Genomic DNA, 16,517 nt, shown 5'->3' with positions numbered 1-16,517 from the left:
TCCCCCCTAAGCGGCTTCCCCGAGTTCGGTGACGGTCTCCGCCACGAGCGCGGGCATGCCCTGGTCCAGGAGGTCGCGACGCGGGCAGTTGCCGCGGCCGAGGATGGCCTGGATGCGACGGACACAGGAACCGCAGTCCGTGCCGGCCTTGCAGGCCGAGGCGATCTGGCGGGGCGTGCAGGCGCCCGCATCGGCATGTGCCTTGACCTGCTTCTCGGTGACTCCGAAGCAAGAGCAGACGTACATCGCGGTTCACCTCCCGCCGTGATCAATTAGGTTAACCTAACCTTACCCAACGCCGGAGGATCGCAAAAGCCCTGGCAACGACGATGGGGCGCGGATCACACGGATCCGCGCCCCATCGTCGTAGGAAGCTCCCTACTGATCGCGGTACATCTCCGCCACCAGGAAGGCCAGGTCGAGCGACTGGCTGCGGTTCAGGCGCGGGTCGCAGGCCGTCTCGTAGCGCTGGTGCAGGTCGTCGACGAAGATCTCGTCGCCGCCGCCCACGCACTCGGTGACGTCGTCACCGGTGAGCTCGACGTGGATGCCGCCCGGGTGGGTGCCCAGTGCCTTGTGGACCTCGAAGAAGCCCTTGACCTCGTCGAGCACGTCGTCGAAGCGGCGCGTCTTGTGGCCGGAGGCGGCCTCGAAGGTGTTGCCGTGCATCGGGTCGGTGACCCAGGCGACGACGGCACCGGAGGCGGTGACCTTCTCGACCAGCTCGGGGAGCTTGTCGCGGACCTTGTCGGCGCCCATGCGGACGATGAAGGTCAGCCGGCCCGCCTCGCGGTTCGGGTCGAGGCGGTCGATGTACGTCAGCGCGTCGTCCACCGAGGTGGTCGGGCCCAGCTTGATGCCGATCGGGTTCGCGATCTGCGAGGCGAACTCGATGTGGGCGTGGTCGAGCTGGCGGGTGCGCTCACCGATCCAGACCATGTGGCCGGAGGTGTCGTACAGCTTGCCGGTGCGCGAGTCCGTACGGGTCAGGGCACCCTCGTAGTCGAGCAGCAGCGCCTCGTGGGAGGCGTAGAACTCGACGGCCTTGAACTCGGCCGGGTCGGTGCCACAGGCCTTCATGAAGTTCAGGGCGTTGTCGATCTCCCGCGCCAGCTGCTCGTAGCGCTGGCCCGAGGGGGACGACTTCACGAAGTCCTGGTTCCAGGCGTGGACCTGGCGCAGGTCGGCGTAGCCACCCGTGGTGAAGGCGCGCACCAGGTTGAGCGTGGAGGCGGAGGCGTTGTACATCCGCTTCAGGCGCTCGGGGTCCGGGACGCGGGACTTCTCGTCGAAGCCGAAGCCGTTGACCGAGTCGCCGCGGTAGGTCGGCAGGGTCACGCCGTCGCGGGTCTCGGTGCCCTTGGAGCGGGGCTTCGAGTACTGGCCGGCGATACGGCCGACCTTCACGACGGGCACGGAGGCCGCGTAGGTGAGGACGGCGCTCATCTGGAGCAGCGTCTTGAGCTTGGCCCTGATGTGGTCGGCGGACACGGCGTCGAAGGCCTCGGCGCAGTCGCCGCCCTGGAGCAGGAACGCCTCGCCACGGGCGACGGCTCCCATCCGGGCGCGCAGCTGGTCGCACTCGCCGGCGAAGACGAGCGGAGGATACGACTCGAGGTCCGCGATCACATCGCGCAGAGCCTCGGCATCGGGGTACTCGGGCTGCTGCGCCGCGGGCAGGTCTCGCCAGGTCGCCTTGGCGACGGCGTGGGAATCAGCGTTCACGGTCACAGGGACCACATTACGGGGTTCTTCGTCCGGTCCTGTCCCCCTGCCCAGCGACTGAGACGCGCGTCCGGAATGTCCCCTGCCGATCTTCACGCCATCGTGTGGTGTTACCCTCTGGCCCGTTTCACTTTGAACGTTCGTTTGAATAGTCGAATCACAGGGGTGGGCGTGACCCAGAGGCACCGCAGGGACCGTAAGAAGAAACGACTCTTGTACGGCGCGGCAGCCGCCGTCGTGGCCACCGCCACGATCGGCAGCATCGCGATCGCCTCTCCCGGCCTCCTCGGCGCGGCGGGCGACGCCAAGACTGCTGGTGACGCTTCCCTCCAGTCGCAGTTCGCAAACGCGGCGCGTGAGTTCGATGTGCCGCAGAGTGTGCTGATGGCGGTGTCGTACCGCCAGACGCGGTGGGAGTCGCACGACGGGCAGCCGAGCACCACCGGCGCGTACAACGTCATGGGTCTGACCAAGGTCGACCCGGAGGACATCGCCGCCGACGCCGGCGAGGAGCTCCTCGACCACCTCGTGAACGGCACCGGCGACCCGTCGATCGACAAGAAGATCGACAAGAAGAAGGCGCTGGCGCCCGTTCCCCGGGCGACGGTCGACACCGACGACCCGAAGCTGCACACCCTGGACAAGGCCGCGGAGCTCATCGACCGCTCGACCGACTCCGTCCAGAACGACACGGCCGCGTCGATCCGCGCCGGTGCGGCGCTTCTCGCCGAGTACCAGAAGCAGGCCGGCGCGGAGCTGTCGGACGCCCCGGGCGACTGGTACCCGGCCGTGGCCCGCTACAGCGAGTCCGAGGACCGCAAGGCCGCCGACCAGTTCGCGAAGCGCGTCTTCGAATCGATCAGGACGGGCGAGGCCGAGATCACGGCGGACGGCGAGCAGGTCGTCCTCCCGGCCGACCCGACGGTCGAGCCGGTGAAGCCGGCGAACGTCCCGCTGGCCGCGACGTCCACCGCCACCACGGCGGCGACGCCCGAGTGCCCGACCGGTCTGGCCTGTGTCTTCGACCCGGCCGCCTATGTGCAGGACAAGGGCAACTACAACATCGCGAGCCGCACCCCGAACGGCTCCGGCGGCTTCGACATCCGCCAGATCGTCATCCACGACGTCGAGGGCACCCACGACGGCGCCGTGAGCGTCTTCAAGAACCCGGACAAGTGGGCCAGCGCGCACTACATCGTGCGCGCCGACGGTCGAGTGACCCAGATGGTCGAGACCAAGAACGAGGCGTTCCACGCGGGCAACAAGACCGTGAACATGCACTCGGTCGGCATCGAGCACGAGGGCTACGCCATCAAGGGCGACGCCGGCTGGTACACCGAGCCGGAGTACGAGTCCTCCGCCGCCCTCGTGAAGTACCTGGCCGCGAAGTTCTCCATCCCGCTGGACCGCGAGCACATCATCGGCCACGACGAGGTGCCGAGCGTTCTGGACAGCAACGTCCAGGACCACTGGGACGCGGGCCCGTTCTGGGACTGGAACCACTTCATGTCCCTGGTCGGCGCCCCCACCGGCGCCGGTGGCGCGGGCGGCCTCCTCCAGGCCGGGCAGCTGGTCCGGATCGTCCCGCCGTTCACCTCGGCCAACAAGCAGCAGATGAAGTACACGGAGCAGGTGAACGGCCAGCCGGTCACCAAGACCACCGTCGCGCTGCCGGTCAACTTCGGCTACCTCTACTCGGAGCCGGTGGCCGACCAGAACAAGGCGCTGACCGACCCGTACTTCACGGCGGGCTGGCAGTTCGGCTCCAACTGGGCGAACAAGGTGACGGCCGGCAGCAGCCACGTCGTCGCCGAGTCGCGGACCGACTGGACCGCGATCTGGTACGGCGGGAAGAAGGCCTGGTTCTACAACCCCGGCGGCCAGTACACGGCCCCCGTCGCCGCCACGACGGCGATCGCGGCGAAGGACGGCGCCACCTCGATCCCGGTCTACGGCCGCGCCTACCCCGAGGACGCCGCTTACGCGGGCACCGGCGTCCCGGTCCAGAGCAGCAACAACGCGTCGCTGACGAAGTACAGCCTCCCGGCCGGCCAGCTGTACACCAAGGCCGGCGCCTCCGTGGTGGGCGACTACTACTACAGCGCGTACAACACCGACGGCACCAGGGTCGCGGGCAAGACCAACGTCTTCATCCCGATCCGCTACAACCACCGCCTGGCGTGGGTGAAGGCCGCCGACGTCAAGGAGGTCGCGACCGAGGCTCCGGTCACCGCGACCAACCGCTACAACCTCATCGCCCGCGACGCCTCCGGTGTCCTCTGGCAGTACCAGGGCTCCGGTACCGGCGGCACGCCGTTCCTGGCGCGCTACCGCGTCGGGCCCGGGTGGCAGGACTACGACGCCGTCACGCCCATGACCGCGCTGCGGGCCGACGGCACCGGTGACATGGTCGCGCGCGGCAAGGACGGGGTGCTCTGGTACTACAAGGGCTCCGGCAACCCCGCCGCGCCCTTCGCCGCGCGGCAGCGGGTCGGCGGCGGGTGGGGCGTCTACGACAAGCTCCTCGGCGCGCGCGACATGAACGCCGACGGACGGCCGGACCTGATAGCCCGGGACAAGACCGGCGTGCTCTGGCTCTACACGAACACCGGCGCCTCCCCCAACCCCTTCGCCACCCGGGTCCGGGTCGGCGGCGGCTGGAACATCTACAACGAGCTGATCAGCACCGGTGACATGACCGGTGACGGCAAGCCGGACCTGATCGCCCGCGACAAGACCGGCGTGCTGTGGCTGTACAAGAACACCGGCGGCTCGCCGAACCCGTACGCCACCCGTGCCACGGTCGGCGGCGGCTGGAACGCCTACGACATCATGGTCGGCCCGAGCGACCTCGACCGTGACGGCAAGCCGGACCTGATCGCCCGCGACAAGACCGGCGTCATGTGGTTCTACAAGAACACCGGCGGCTACCCGAACCCGTACGCCACCCGCGTCCGCGTCGGCAGCGGCTGGAACACGTACAACCTGATCGTCTGATCGGGACGCGCTCCGCCTCGGGGCCCGGTCCGCACCGTCCACGGTGCGGACCGGGCCCCGTTCCCGTGCCGGGCTGGGTTACAGTGCTCGCATGTACGCCTCGCAGATCCAGAACTGGTGGTGGACCGCTCATCCGGCGGCCCACTGATTGCGCGTACACCGACAGACACGCGAAGGCCGCCCGAGGGGCGGCCTTTCTCGTACCCGGGGCCGTTCCTCTCCGTACTCCACCCGGAAGGAACGACACACCTCATGGACCTCTCCAGGCTCCTCGCACCCTCCTGCCCGCCCTTCGCCCTGCTGCGCCGCCGTACCCCCGGCCGTGACCACGACACCGTCGAGGTCCTGATCGGCCGGGTCCACGAGGCCGAGCGCCTCGCGGAGCTGCCCGTCGGCCCGCGGCCGACGCTCGCCCTGGTGCCCTTCCGGCAGATCCGGGAGCGCGGCTTCGACGTCCGCGACGACGGCACGCCGCTCTCCGTGCTCGTCGCCGACGAGGCCCACGAGCTGCCGCTCGCCGAGGCCCTCGCCCAGCTCCCGGCGCACGACGTGCGCGTCGAGAACGGCGGGTTCGACGTCTCCGACGAGGAGTACGCCGGGATCGTGCGGCGGGTCATCGACGAGGAGATCGGCTCCGGCGAGGGCGCGAACTTCGTCATCCGGCGGACGTACACCGGGGAGATCCCGGGCTTCGGCCGCGCCGACGCGCTGGCCCTGTTCCGGCGGCTGCTCGCCGGCGAACGGGGCGCGTACTGGACCTTCGTCGTGCACACCGGGGACCGGACGCTGGTCGGGGCGAGCCCCGAGGTGCACGTGCGGATGTCGGGGGGCACCGTCGTCATGAACCCGATCAGCGGCACCTACCGCTACCCGGCCGGGGCCGCCCCGACCGCCGAGGGCCTGCTCGCCTTCCTCGCCGACCGCAAGGAGACCGAGGAGCTGTCGATGGTGGTCGACGAGGAGCTCAAGATGATGTGCACGGTCGGCGACATGGGCGGGGTGGTGGTCGGTCCGCGGCTGAAGGAGATGGCCCATCTCGCGCACACCGAGTACGAGTTGCGGGGCCGTTCCAGCCTGGACGTGCGGGAGGTGCTGCGGGAGACGATGTTCGCGGCGACCGTGACCGGTTCACCCGTGCAGAACGCCTGCCGGGTGATCGAGCGGTACGAGCCCCTCGGGCCGGACGGGGTCGGCCGCGGCTACTACGCGGGGGCCCTCGCCCTCCTCGGTACGGACGAGAGCGGCGCCCAGACCCTGGACTCCCCCATCCTGATCCGCACGGCCGACATCGCGGCGGACGGGCGGCTCCGGGTGCCGGTCGGCGCCACGCTCGTCCGGCACTCGGACCCGGCGGGCGAGGTCGCCGAGACCCACGCCAAGGCGGCCGGCGTGCTCACCGCGCTCGGGGTGCGGGAGGGCAGGCCGGCCGGCGGTGCGGCGCCGGCCGCCGCGCCGCTCGCCGACGATCCCCGGGTACGGGCCGCGCTGGACGCGCGCCGGGCCGATCTCGCGCCGTTCTGGCTGAAGATGCAGGTCCGCTCGGCCGAACTGTCGGGCCACGCCCTGGTGATCGACGCCGAGGACACCTTCACGGCGATGCTCGCGCACGTCCTGCGCTCCTCGGGCCTCGACGTGTCGGTGCTCCGCTACGACGAGCCCGGGCTGCGCGAGCTGGCGCTCGCCCACGAGGGCCCGGTGGTCCTCGGCCCCGGCCCCGGCAACCCCTCCGACGCCGCCGATCCGAAGATGCGCTTCCTGCGCGGGCTGACGGCCGAGCTGGTCCGGGAGCACCAGCACGGTCTCCTCGGTGTCTGCCTCGGACACGAGCTGATCGCCGCCGAGCTGGGCCTGGAGATCGTCCGCAAGCGGATCCCGTTCCAGGGGGCGCAGATGCGGATCGACCTCTTCGGGCAGCAGCGGAGGGTGGGCTTCTACAACAGCTTCACCGCGCGCTGCGACGACCGGACGGCGACGGAGCTGGCGCTGCACCGGATCGAGGTGAGCCGGGACGCGGAGACCGGCGAGGTCCACGCGCTGCGCGGGCCGGGCTTCGCCGGGGTGCAGTTCCACCCGGAGTCGGTGCTGACGACGGACGGAGCGGCCCTGACGGCCTCGCTCCTCGCCGGCGTGCTCGTCTAGGCCGTCTCTTCCGGAAGAGACGGCCTAGGGCACCCTCGGGACGAGGACGTTCTCGCTGCGCCGGCCCGCGGTGTAGTCGAGGACGTTCCGGACCGTGGTGTCGATGATCTGCCCGACGGCGTCCTCGGTGTAGTACGCCTGGTGCGAGGTGACCACCACGTTCGGGAAGGTCACCAGGCGGGCCAGGGTGTCGTCCTCGACGACCTCCAGTGACTTGTCGAGGAAGAAGAGCCCGGCCTCCGCCTCGTACACGTCGAGCCCCACGCCGGCGAAGCGGCCGGCCCGGAGTTCGGCGACGAGCGCCTCGGTGTCGACGAGTCCGCCGCGGCTGGAGTTGACCAGGATGGCGTCGTCCTTCATCGACCGGAGGGCGGCGGCGTCGATGAGGTGCTGGGTGGCCGGGAGCAGCGGCACGTGGAGGCTGATGAGGTCGGCCTCGGCGAAGAGCCGCTCCTTCTCGACGTACGTCATGCCGAGGGCGACGCAGGCGGGGTTCTCGGCGACGTCCCAGCCGAGGAGGTTCATGCCGAAGCCGTGCGCGATCCGGGTGAACGCCTCGCCGATCTTGCCGGTGCCGACGACGCCGACGGTACGGCCCCTCAGGTCACGGCCCATCAGTCCGTCGAGCCTGAAGTCGAAGTCGCGGGTCCGGTTGGAGGCGCGGACGATCCGGCGGTTGACGGCCATGGCGAGGGTCCAGGCGAACTCGGCGACGGAGTACGGCGAGTAGTACGAGACCCGGGCGACGGTGAGGCCGAGGCGCTCGGCGACCTCCAGGTCGATGTTGTTGAAGCCGGTGGAGCGCTGGGCGATCATCTGCGTCCCGCCGGCGGCGAGGGTCTGCAGGACGCGGTGGTCCAGGCTGGCGTTGACGCTGGTGGAGACGACCTCGTAGCCGGCGGCGATGGGGGCGGTGTCCTGGCTGAGGAAGACGCTCAGGCAGCGGACGTCGTGGTGCCCCGCGAAGGCCTTCTCGATGAGGGGCTTCTCGTCCGCCTGCACGCCGAATGCCAGGATTTCCACGGGATTCCCCTCAAGGTGACGAATGGGCCGTATATCCGCGATAGGGGCGAATATACGGCCCCTCGTGGCGCCGTGCCCGGCACCCGGGCGTCCCGTGCCGGTCGCGTCAGGCGTCGTCGAGGCCGCGCTCGATGGCGTACCGGACGAGCTCCACCCGGTTGTGCAGCTGGAGCTTGCCGAGGGTGTTCTGGACGTGGTTCTGCACCGTGCGGTGCGAGATCACCAGGCGCTCGGCGATCTGCTTGTAGCTGAGGCCCTTGGCGACGAGCCGCAGGACCTCCGTCTCGCGCTCGGTCAGCTGCGGGGCCTTCGGCTCGTCGGCGCCGGCCGCCGGGGAGGGCTCGGTCGCGAGCCTGCGGTACTCGCCGAGGACCAGCCCCGCGAGGCCGGGGGTGAAGACGGGGTCGCCGGCCGCCGTCCGCCGTACGGCGTCGATCAGCTCCTCGGTGCTCGCCGACTTGAGCAGGTAGCCGGTGGCACCGGACTTGACCGCCTCCAGGACGTCCGCGTGCTCGCCGCTCGCCGAGAGGACCAGGACCCGCAGCTCCGGCCGGCCGCCGACGAGCTCCTTGCAGACCTGGACGCCGGGCTTCACCGGCAGGTTCAGGTCCAGGACGAGGACGTCGGGCAGGACCGCGAGGGCACGGCGTACCGCCTGCTCGCCGTCGCCGGCCGTGGCGACCACGTCCAGGCCCGCCTCGGCCAGGTCGCGGGCGACCGCGTCCCGCCACATCGGATGGTCGTCCACGACCATCACTCTGATCTGCTGCTGCTCGCTCATCTTCCCTGTCCTGCCTTCCCCCGTGGAACCTTCAACTCGACTTCCGTGCCCTGCCCGGGGACCGAGATCAGCTCGGCCGAGCCGCCCAGGTCCCGCAGTCTCCCCCGGATGGACAGGGCGACGCCCATCCGGCCCTCGCCCCAGGCCTCCTCCAGGCGGCCCTCCGGGATGCCGGGGCCGTCGTCCCGGACGGTGACGATCACCTCGTCCGGCCAGTCCTCGACCAGGATCCACGCGTTCGCGTCCTCCCCGGCGTGCACCCGCACATTGTCCAGGGCGGCGCCGACGGCGGCGGCCAGCTCACGGGCGGCGGGCGGTGCGAGGAGGACGGGTGCGCCCGGCTCGGAGAGGGTGATCTTCGCTCCGGCGCGCGGGGCGAGCAGCAGCCTCAGGTCCAGGGGGGAGTCGTCGTCGTGCTCGTCCTCCTCGACGACCCGGACGACGGCGCCCTCTGACTCGTCCTCGGAGACCAGGCTGGGGCGGATGAGGCCGCCGGCCACGAGGGTCCGGAGGGCCACCTCCTGCTCCCCCGCCATCCGTCCGAGGTCGGCGGCCTCGCCGCCGAGGGCGGTGCCGCGCCGCTGCACCATCGCGAGGACCTGGAGGACGCTGTCGTGGATGTCGCGGGCGAGGCGCTCACGCTCGCGGGTCGCGGCCTCGATCTCCAGGGCGCGGGCGAGGGTGCGCTCGGAGGCGCGGGCGACCTCGACGACGTAGCCGATGGCGATGGAGGCCACCCAGACGAGGAGGACGTTGTGGAGGGTGTCCTGGCTGGGGTGGCCGCGTTCGACGATGTTGGCGACGGCGACGAGGGAGGAGGCGACGCCGGCCCAGCGCCAGCCGCCCTTGATCGCGTACGCGAGGACGGATCCGGCGGTCCATATCGACGGCAGGGTGGGGCCCTCGACGGACTGGGCGTGGGCGTCGGCGAGCGGGGTGAGGAGGATGCCGACGAGGGCGACGGCGAGGTCGGCGCCGAGGAAGCGCTTGGTGCAGCTGGCGGCGTTCGCCACCTTGGGCAGGGTCGCGAGGGTCCAGACGCACATCACCGCGAGGAAGGCGACGGCGATCCAGGGCCGCTCGTACCGGTCGCGGCCGAACGCGAACAGCAGGACCGCGTAGACCATGGTCAGGACGCGGTAGCCGGTCAGCGCCCGCCACAACGGCTGCTCGACCGACATGCGCACGACACGCTCGCGCTTGGCCATCTCCCCCACCCCCGGCCGTCCCGTGCGGGACGGCTGACCGCCGGTCGCCTACGCGCCGGACTCTTCCCGAGCAGCGATCTCGGCCTTCACGGCCTCCTTGGCCGCCTTCTCCGCGTCCGCGATCTGCCGCTTGGCGGCGGTCGCGTAGATGTCGACGTACTCCTGGCCGGACAGCTTCATGATCTCGTACATGACCTCGTCGGTCACCGAGCGGAGGATGAAGCGGTCGCCCTCCATGCCCTGGTAGCGGGTGAAGTCCAGCGGCTTGCCGATCCGGATCCCCGGGCGCATCAGCTTGGGGACGACCTTGCCGGGCGGCTGGATCTTCTCGGTGTCGATCATCGCGACCGGGATCACCGGCGCGCCGGTGGCCAGGGCCACGCGCGCGAGGCCGCCGGGCTTGCCGCGGTAGAGGCGGCCGTCGGGCGAGCGGGTGCCCTCGGGATAGATCCCGAAGAGGCCGCCGTTCTCGATGACCTCGATGCCGGCCTTGATCGCCGCCTCGCCCGCGCCGCGGGCGCCCGAACGGTCCACCGGAAGCTGCCCGACGCCCTTGAAGAAGGCGGCCGTGAGCTTGCCCTTCACACCCGGCGAGGTGAAGTACTCCGCCTTGGCGATGAAGGTGACCTTGCGGTCGAGCACGGCGGGCAGGAAGAAGGAGTCGGAGAACGACAGGTGGTTGCTCGCCAGGATCGCGGGCCCCTCGGCGGGAATGTTCTCCAGACCCTCCACCCAGGGCCGGAAGGCAAGCTTCAGGGACCCTCCGAGGGAGAACTTCATTGCGCCGTAGATCAACTCGCCATGCCTTCCGTGTGCCGTGGCGACGACTTTATCCCGTACCGGCGTACGGCCCCCGCTACGGCCCTGGTCGGTGTCGGTCCGGTCGCGTACCGTGAAGGTCCTTCCCCATTTTCCGTCGCTTCGGCGCACCCAGGGCGCACCCGAAGGCGGACGCGAAGCCGAGCGAACAGGAGACCCCGGTGCCGGTCCTTCCCGGAGCCGAGCCGTACCGCCATGAAGGCGGAGAGGTCGGCGTCCTTCTCTGTCACGGATTCACCGGTTCCCCGCAGTCGCTGCGCCCGTGGGCCGAGTACCTGGCCGCGCGCGGCCTGACGGTGTCACTGCCGCTGCTGCCCGGGCACGGCACCCGCTGGCAGGACATGCAGCTCACCACGTGGCACGACTGGTACGCCGAGGTCGACCGGGCGCTGAGCGAGCTCCTGCAGCGGTGCGCGACCGTCTTCGTCTTCGGTCTCTCCATGGGCGGGGCGCTGACCCTGCGGCTCGCCGCGCGCCACGGGGACGCCGTGAAGGGCATCGTCCTGGTCAACCCGGGCAACAAGGTGCACGGCCTGGCGGCGTACGCGCTGCCGGTCGCCCGCCATCTGGTCCCCTCGACGAAGGGCATCGCCAGCGACATCGCCAAGGAGGGCGTCACCGAGGTCGGCTACGACCGGGTGCCGCTGCACGCCGCGCACTCCCTGCGCCGGTTCTTCCAGACCGTGGACGCGGAGCTTCCGCAGGTCACGCAGCCGGTGGTGCTGCTCCACAGCCCCCAGGACCATGTCGTGCCGCCCGTCGACTCGGCCCGGATCCTGTCCAGGATCTCCTCGACGGACGTCAAGGAGATCCTGCTGGAACAGAGCTACCACGTGGCGACGTTGGACCATGACGCGGAGCGGATCTTCGACGAGAGCCTGGCCTTCGTCGAGCGTCTGGCGCCGGGTCTGGTCGACGAACAGGGGAGCAGGAGCGGTGGCTGAGGAGCAGGACGGCGGCGGGCGCGAGCCGCAGCCCATCGACGAGGAGGCGGCCTGGGCCGCGATCGTCGCGGGGTACGGCGAGGAGCCGGCGGACCCGCCGGGCGCGAAGCCGTACCGGACCGTCGAGAACCTGTCGCTCCCGGAGCCGGAGGCCGGCGACGAGGACGAGGACTCCGGGGAGGTCCGGCCGGTGAAGCCCGCGCCGGCCGCCGGGAAGGGCACGCCCTGGAAGCCGAGGCCGGCGGCGGGCACCTCGCCCGGGACGCCGCCGGAAGCCGCCCCGGACGAGGAGCCCGGGGCCGAGGACGAGCCCGAGGCGGGTCCCGAGCGGCCCGCGCTCGGCAGCTCCGTCGTCTTCGCGCCCGGCGTCCGCCCCGCCGGCCCCCGCGACTACTCCCCCGCCGAACCGGACGACGGACCCGGCGGGTCCGACGAGGGCCACTTCGTGCCGCCGGAGCCGCCCCCGCTGCCCGACGCGGACGTGACGACCAGGTTCGCCTGGCTGGCCGTGGTCGGCGGCCCGGTGCTGATGCTGGTCGCCGTGCTGCTCAGCTGGGACATGACCTGGTGGTTGACCACGCTGTGCATCGGCGGCTTCCTCGGCGGCTTCGCGACCCTGGTGGGCCGCATGAAGCACGACGACGATGACGACGGCTTCGACGACCCGGGCCGCGGCGCGGTCGTCTGATCCTCCGGACTCCGCCCCCGCACCGCTCGGCGCCAGGGGCGCCGAGCGGTCTCCGGGGCGGTGCTGCCGCCTCGGGCGCTGTCCTGCCCGGTCGGCAGGCCGCCCTCAGGACGCCGCGGGCACCCGTACCGCCGCCAGCACAGGAAGGTGGTCGGTGGCGGCGCGGAGGTCCGCCGGGTCGAGGTCCGTGGGCACCCCGCAGCCGAGGAACTCGATCCCCGGGGTGGCGAGGATCGCGTCGATCCGCTGGTGCGGATCGGCGGGGGTCGAGGTGTACGCGTCTCCCCAGGGGCTGGCCTCCCAGCCGTCCGTGAGCTCCTTCGCGAGCCGCCGGAAGGCGGGCCCGTCGGGCCGTTCGTTGAGGTCCCCTGCGACCAGGGTGTACGGGGTCCCCAGGGCGGCGACCCGGTCGAGGACCATCCCGGCCTGGGCGTACCGCTCGTCCTTCCGCAGGCTCAGATGGCAGCTGATGAGGCCGACCCGGGCCCCGGCGAAGCGGACGACGGCGGTCGCGAGACCGCGCCGGTGCAGGCCCGGGGTGAGCGGCAGCAGGATGTCCTCGGTGCGTTCCACGGTGGCCCGCAGGGAGCAGAGCAGCATCGGTCCGGCCGCGGTGGCGCCGCCGCTCAGCACCAGGAGCTCGCTCTTGGCGGCGAGCCGGGCGGCGTGTTTGCGCCAGCGGAAGAAGCGCGGGGCCTCCTGGACGAAGACGATGTCCGGGTCGCAGGCCCGGATGACCCGGGCGAGGGCGTCCTCGTCGTCGCGCATCGAGCGGACGTTGTAGCTGAGGACCCGGAGGACGGCCGAACCGTCCTCCTCGGTGCGGGAGTTGGGCAGCTCACTGATCGCCATGGGAGGTAACGTACGGCAACCGCCCGCCGCGTCCACAGGGACGCGACGGGCGGTTGCCGTACGAGGGGGCCGCTCAGCCCTGGCGGGCGAGGTCCGCCGCGCCGACCAGACCGGCCTTGTTGCCGAGCTGGGCCGCGAGGACCTGCGCGTGCGGGCGCCACTGGCCGCCGATCAGCCAGCGCCGGAAGGACTTCCTGATCGGGTCGAGGACCAGGTCGCCCTCGTCCGAGACACCGCCGCCGACGATGAACGCCGAGGGGTCGAACAGCGAGGCCAGGTCCGCGAGGCCGGCACCGGCCCAGCGGGCCAGTTCGCGGAAGGAGTCGACGGCGACCGGGTCGCCGGCGCGGGCGGCCTGGCTGACGTGCCGGCCCTCGATGCCCTCGGGGGTGCCGTCGCCGAGCCCGAGGAGGACCTGGGCCCGCTCGGGGGTGGCGTTGGCGCGCTGCTTGGCGTAGCGGACGAGTGCGCGGCCGGAGGCGTACTGCTCCCAGCAGCCCTGGCTGCCGCAGCCGCACAGCAGGCCGTCGGGGACGACCCGGATGTGGCCGAACTCGGCGGCGACGCCGAAGCGTCCGCGGCGCAGCTTGTTCCCGATGATGATGCCGCCGCCGAGGCCGGTGCCGAGGGTGATGCAGATGACGTCCTCGTGGCCCTGGCCGGCGCCGAACCGGTACTCGCCCCAGGCGGCCGCGTTGGCGTCGTTCTCGACGACGACGGGCAGGCCGACCCGCTGCTCGACCTTGTCCTTGAGCGGCTCGTGCCGCCAGTCGATGTTCGGCGCGAAGAGGACGGTGGCGCGCTTGTCGTCGACGTAGCCCGCGGCACCGATGCCGACGGCCTCGATCGTGTGGCCCTTGCCGGCCTCGGACACGGCCGCGCAGATCGCGTCGACGATGCCTTCGGGGGTCGGCGGGGTGGGCACCTTGTGCGTGTCGAGGATGTTGCCCTCCTCGTCGACCACGCCGGCCGCGATCTTCGTGCCGCCGATGTCGACGCCGATGGTGAGTCCCATGTGTCCCTCAGTTTTCGGTCGAGCCCCGCTAAGGCCCACCGTACCCGAGGGGGACGGGCGTCCCGATCAGTCGAGGTCGATGTGCTGGCCGGTTCCGGGCCCCTCGTCGTCCTTGCGGTCCTCGGCACCGGTGTCCCCGTCGGTGCCCTTGCCCGCCGTGCCGTCCGGCCCGTCCGCGTCCCGGCGCGGGTCGCGCGGGTCGTCGGGGGTGACCTTCTCGTCGCGCGTCCAGCGGCTCTCGTGGGACTCGACGGCGGAGCGGTAGGCGGCGAGCAGTTCGTTCCCGGCGGCGGCGAGGTGGTCGAAGACCTGCGGATTGCGCTCGATGACGGGCTCGACGACCGCCTTCGCCTGGTTGACGAGCTGCTGTACGGTCTGCGCGGCCTGGCCCGCGAGCAGCGGGTTCCCGAGGCCACCGGAGACCTTGTCGGCGACGGCCTCGAAGAGCTTGCGGAACTCGTCGGCGGCGGAGCCGGTGTCCGAATCCCGCTGTGCCCGGCGGCGGGCCCTCTCCGCCTCCAGGTCCTCGGCGCACGCCTTGGCCCAGGCGTCCGAATCGCTCATGGCGTACTCCTCACTGGCTGGTACTTCGACGGTACACGCCCCCTCAGGGGGTGCGGGGCCAGAGTCCGGGGTCGGGGGTGAAGCGCACCCGGAGGTCTCCCTCGACGAGTCCCGCGCCGGTGACGGTGCAGCGGCGCAGGGCGGCCGGCAGGGGCACGTTGCGGCGGAAGGGGCCGACGGTCAGGAGCAGTTCGTCACCCCTGCGGACGAGGGACAGATCCTCCTTGACGGCTCCGGGGAGGCCGATGTGCCACACCAGGACGCCGTCCTCCTCCCGGCGGTCCTCGACGGTCCACGCCGGGACGGGGTCGGGGGCGGCCGCCGGGCGCCGGGCGGGCGCGAGCAGCACGAGGTCCTCGGGTCCGCGGGGGTCCCGGCCGAGGTGCGGCAGCTCGTCGACGACACAGACGGGACCGGCGGCGCCGTCGGCACCGGCGGCGCCTGACGCGGTGCGGAGCTCGGCGAGGTGCCGGTGCTGCTGGGCGGTGAGTCCGGCGAGCCAGGGGTCCTCGGAGCCGGCGGGCAGCAGCCGGTTGGCGACGACGGAGTCGAGGGGGAGGCGCTGGAGGGCGAGGCCGAGCCGGGCGGTGCGCAGGGCGCGGACGGCGGCGGGGCCGGGTTCGAGGACGAGACGGACGCTGGTGGTGGGGGCGTCGACGACGGCCTGGACGGCGGCCAGCTCGGTCTCCCAGCGCCCGGTGGTCTCGTACAGCCACTGCGCGGGCATCGGGACCCCGGCGAGCTGGGCGAGCATCGGGCGCAGGGCGCGGGCGGCCTGCCGTTCCGGCGGCAGGAGGCGGCGCAGATAGCGCCGGAGCTGCTCGGGCAGGGCGAGCAGGGCGAGGGCGTCGGCGAGCGGCGGCAGATCGACGACGGCGAGCTCGTGGTCGCCCTCGGCGGCGTCGCGCAGGGCGCGCAGCAGGGCGAACGGGCGGCTGCCGGGGAGTTCGGTGAGCTCGGCCTCCTCGAAGGGCACGGCGCCCAGCAGGTCGAGGGCCGTGGAGGAGCGGGCCTGGAGGGCGAGGAACTCACGGCGGAAGTCACCGGCCGGCCGGGGGCGCAGGACGCGGAGTCCGTCCTGGGCCGGCAGCGGCTCGACGTCCTCGGAGACGAGCAGGACCCGGCGGCCGGCCCGCGCCTCGGCGAGGGCGGTCGCGGCGGCGACGGTGGTGCGACCGGCGCCGCCGGACCCGGTGACAAGGATGATCCGCATGCGGAGGACGTTACCCGCGCCCTCCCGGCGCGCGGACGGGAGGACGTGACCGGTCCCCGGCGGGGTTCACGCGCCGGATTCGACGCGCTTCTTCAGGCCGGCGAGCGCCCGGTCGATGATGACCTTCTCCGCCTTGCGCTTGATCATGCCGAGCATCGGGATCTTGACGTCGACCGTCAGCTGGTAGGTGACCTCCGTGCGGTCACCGCCGCCGACCGGCGCCAGCCGGTACGACCCGTCGAGCGACCGCAGCATCTGGGACTTGACCAGCGTCCAGCTGACCTCGTTGCCGCCGGTCCAGGTGTACGCGAGGGTGTGGTCGTCCTTGATCGCGCCGGCGTCGAGCAGCAGCCGGACCTTCTCGGCGCGGCCGGCCCCGTCGGTCTCCAGGACCTCGGCCTCCTTCACCTCGCCCGTCCACTCGGGGTAGCGGGCGAAGTCGGCGATCACGCCCATGACGTCGGCCGGCGCCGCCTCGATGGTGATGCTCGAGCTGGTGTGTTCGGCCATCGTGGTGGCTCCTCCACTGTGCGGTCCGGCGGAAGTCAA

At 71.9% G+C, this 16,517-nt stretch carries 16 protein-coding genes; 5 read left to right on the top strand and 11 right to left on the bottom strand.

Annotated features, from left to right (window positions below):
* Nucleotides 1-6: 6 nt before the first annotated feature.
* Nucleotides 7-246, bottom strand: a complete 240-nt coding sequence (locus tag AMK27_RS33080) for a (2Fe-2S)-binding protein (RefSeq protein ID WP_073916731.1) — start codon at nt 244-246, stop codon at nt 7-9.
* 132 nt (nt 247-378) lie between these two features.
* The gene (locus AMK27_RS33075) at nt 379-1,731 is read right to left on the bottom strand and encodes a class II 3-deoxy-7-phosphoheptulonate synthase (protein WP_374119742.1); all 1,353 of its coding nucleotides are present in this window, start codon (nt 1,729-1,731) and stop codon (nt 379-381) included.
* Nucleotides 1,732-1,938: 207 nt separating this feature from the next.
* Here AMK27_RS33075 and AMK27_RS33070 point away from each other — a divergent pair, with 207 nt between their 5' ends.
* The 3 genes from AMK27_RS33070 to AMK27_RS33060 all read left to right on the top strand — a co-directional run bounded on the left by AMK27_RS33070 (nt 1,939) and on the right by AMK27_RS33060 (nt 6,861).
* On the top strand, nt 1,939-4,722 hold the full coding sequence (locus AMK27_RS33070) for an N-acetylmuramoyl-L-alanine amidase (RefSeq protein WP_241847678.1): 2,784 nt from the start codon (nt 1,939-1,941) through the stop codon (nt 4,720-4,722).
* A gap of 91 nt (nt 4,723-4,813) precedes the next feature.
* Nucleotides 4,814-4,870, top strand: coding sequence for a trp operon leader peptide (locus AMK27_RS44600; protein ID WP_073917353.1), 57 nt, complete (start codon nt 4,814-4,816; stop codon nt 4,868-4,870).
* 104 nt (nt 4,871-4,974) lie between these two features.
* Nucleotides 4,975-6,861 (top strand): anthranilate synthase family protein, encoded by a 1,887-nt coding sequence (locus tag AMK27_RS33060; protein WP_073916727.1) that lies wholly within the window; start codon nt 4,975-4,977, stop codon nt 6,859-6,861.
* Between the two features lie 24 nt (nt 6,862-6,885).
* Here the strand turns inward: AMK27_RS33060 and AMK27_RS33055 are convergent, their stop codons facing one another.
* From AMK27_RS33055 to AMK27_RS33040, 4 genes are all read right to left on the bottom strand, one after another.
* On the bottom strand, nt 6,886-7,884 hold the full coding sequence (locus AMK27_RS33055) for a 2-hydroxyacid dehydrogenase (RefSeq protein WP_073916724.1): 999 nt from the start codon (nt 7,882-7,884) through the stop codon (nt 6,886-6,888).
* A 106-nt stretch (nt 7,885-7,990) separates the two neighbouring features.
* Nucleotides 7,991-8,665: a response regulator gene (locus AMK27_RS33050; RefSeq protein ID WP_073916721.1), complete on the bottom strand. Its 675-nt coding sequence runs from the start codon at nt 8,663-8,665 to the stop codon at nt 7,991-7,993.
* Nucleotides 8,662-9,873, bottom strand: coding sequence for a MacS family sensor histidine kinase (gene macS / locus AMK27_RS33045; RefSeq protein WP_073917351.1), 1,212 nt, complete (start codon nt 9,871-9,873; stop codon nt 8,662-8,664). The genes AMK27_RS33050 and macS overlap by 4 nt, the downstream gene beginning before the upstream one ends.
* Before the next feature lie 48 nt (nt 9,874-9,921).
* Entirely contained in the window at nt 9,922-10,653 is a 732-nt protein-coding gene (locus AMK27_RS33040; protein WP_073916719.1) for a lysophospholipid acyltransferase family protein, read from the bottom strand.
* A 200-nt stretch (nt 10,654-10,853) separates the two neighbouring features.
* Here AMK27_RS33040 and AMK27_RS33035 point away from each other — a divergent pair, with 200 nt between their 5' ends.
* Both AMK27_RS33035 and AMK27_RS33030 read left to right on the top strand, forming a co-directional pair.
* The gene (locus tag AMK27_RS33035; RefSeq protein WP_073916717.1) at nt 10,854-11,636 is read left to right on the top strand and encodes an alpha/beta hydrolase; all 783 of its coding nucleotides are present in this window, start codon (nt 10,854-10,856) and stop codon (nt 11,634-11,636) included.
* Complete coding sequence (locus AMK27_RS33030) at nt 11,629-12,324, top strand: hypothetical protein (protein ID WP_073916715.1); 696 nt, start codon at nt 11,629-11,631, stop codon at nt 12,322-12,324. The genes AMK27_RS33035 and AMK27_RS33030 overlap by 8 nt, the downstream gene beginning before the upstream one ends.
* Before the next feature lie 105 nt (nt 12,325-12,429).
* Here AMK27_RS33030 and AMK27_RS33025 read toward each other — a convergent pair whose 3' ends face one another.
* From AMK27_RS33025 to AMK27_RS33005, 5 genes are all read right to left on the bottom strand, one after another.
* Nucleotides 12,430-13,176, bottom strand: a complete 747-nt coding sequence (locus AMK27_RS33025) for an endonuclease/exonuclease/phosphatase family protein (RefSeq protein WP_073916713.1) — start codon at nt 13,174-13,176, stop codon at nt 12,430-12,432.
* Between the two features lie 73 nt (nt 13,177-13,249).
* Nucleotides 13,250-14,191: an ROK family glucokinase gene (locus tag AMK27_RS33020; RefSeq protein WP_030314421.1), complete on the bottom strand. Its 942-nt coding sequence runs from the start codon at nt 14,189-14,191 to the stop codon at nt 13,250-13,252.
* Nucleotides 14,192-14,257: 66 nt separating this feature from the next.
* Nucleotides 14,258-14,755 carry a DUF5304 domain-containing protein gene (locus AMK27_RS33015; protein WP_073916710.1) on the bottom strand — a complete coding sequence of 166 codons (498 nt, stop codon included), beginning with the start codon at nt 14,753-14,755 and terminating at the stop codon, nt 14,258-14,260.
* A gap of 43 nt (nt 14,756-14,798) precedes the next feature.
* Complete coding sequence (locus tag AMK27_RS33010; protein ID WP_073916708.1) at nt 14,799-15,968, bottom strand: ArsA family ATPase; 1,170 nt, start codon at nt 15,966-15,968, stop codon at nt 14,799-14,801.
* A 66-nt stretch (nt 15,969-16,034) separates the two neighbouring features.
* Nucleotides 16,035-16,478 (bottom strand): SRPBCC family protein, encoded by a 444-nt coding sequence (locus AMK27_RS33005; protein ID WP_073916706.1) that lies wholly within the window; start codon nt 16,476-16,478, stop codon nt 16,035-16,037.
* Nucleotides 16,479-16,517: the final 39 nt, after the last annotated feature.

The organism is Streptomyces sp. CB02009, assembly GCF_001905825.1.
Taxonomy (GTDB): domain Bacteria; phylum Actinomycetota; class Actinomycetes; order Streptomycetales; family Streptomycetaceae; genus Streptomyces.
Note: the sequence above shows the minus strand (reverse complement) of the source record. Positions and strands in the feature narration are given on the sequence as shown.

Coding starts and splice junctions, on each gene's coding strand:
- AMK27_RS33080 (WP_073916731.1), bottom strand. CDS start 246: ATGTACGTCTGCTCTTGCTTCGGAGTCACCGAGAAGCAGGTCAAGGCA.
- AMK27_RS33060 (WP_073916727.1), top strand. CDS start 4,975: ATGGACCTCTCCAGGCTCCTCGCACCCTCCTGCCCGCCCTTCGCCCTG.
- AMK27_RS33050 (WP_073916721.1), bottom strand. CDS start 8,665: ATGAGCGAGCAGCAGCAGATCAGAGTGATGGTCGTGGACGACCATCCG.
- macS (WP_073917351.1), bottom strand. CDS start 9,873: ATGGCCAAGCGCGAGCGTGTCGTGCGCATGTCGGTCGAGCAGCCGTTG.
- AMK27_RS33040 (WP_073916719.1), bottom strand. CDS start 10,653: ATGAAGTTCTCCCTCGGAGGGTCCCTGAAGCTTGCCTTCCGGCCCTGG.
- AMK27_RS33025 (WP_073916713.1), bottom strand. CDS start 13,176: ATGGCGATCAGTGAGCTGCCCAACTCCCGCACCGAGGAGGACGGTTCG.
- AMK27_RS33020 (WP_030314421.1), bottom strand. CDS start 14,191: ATGGGACTCACCATCGGCGTCGACATCGGCGGCACGAAGATCGCGGCC.
- AMK27_RS33015 (WP_073916710.1), bottom strand. CDS start 14,755: ATGAGCGATTCGGACGCCTGGGCCAAGGCGTGCGCCGAGGACCTGGAG.
- AMK27_RS33010 (WP_073916708.1), bottom strand. CDS start 15,968: ATGCGGATCATCCTTGTCACCGGGTCCGGCGGCGCCGGTCGCACCACC.
- AMK27_RS33005 (WP_073916706.1), bottom strand. CDS start 16,478: ATGGCCGAACACACCAGCTCGAGCATCACCATCGAGGCGGCGCCGGCC.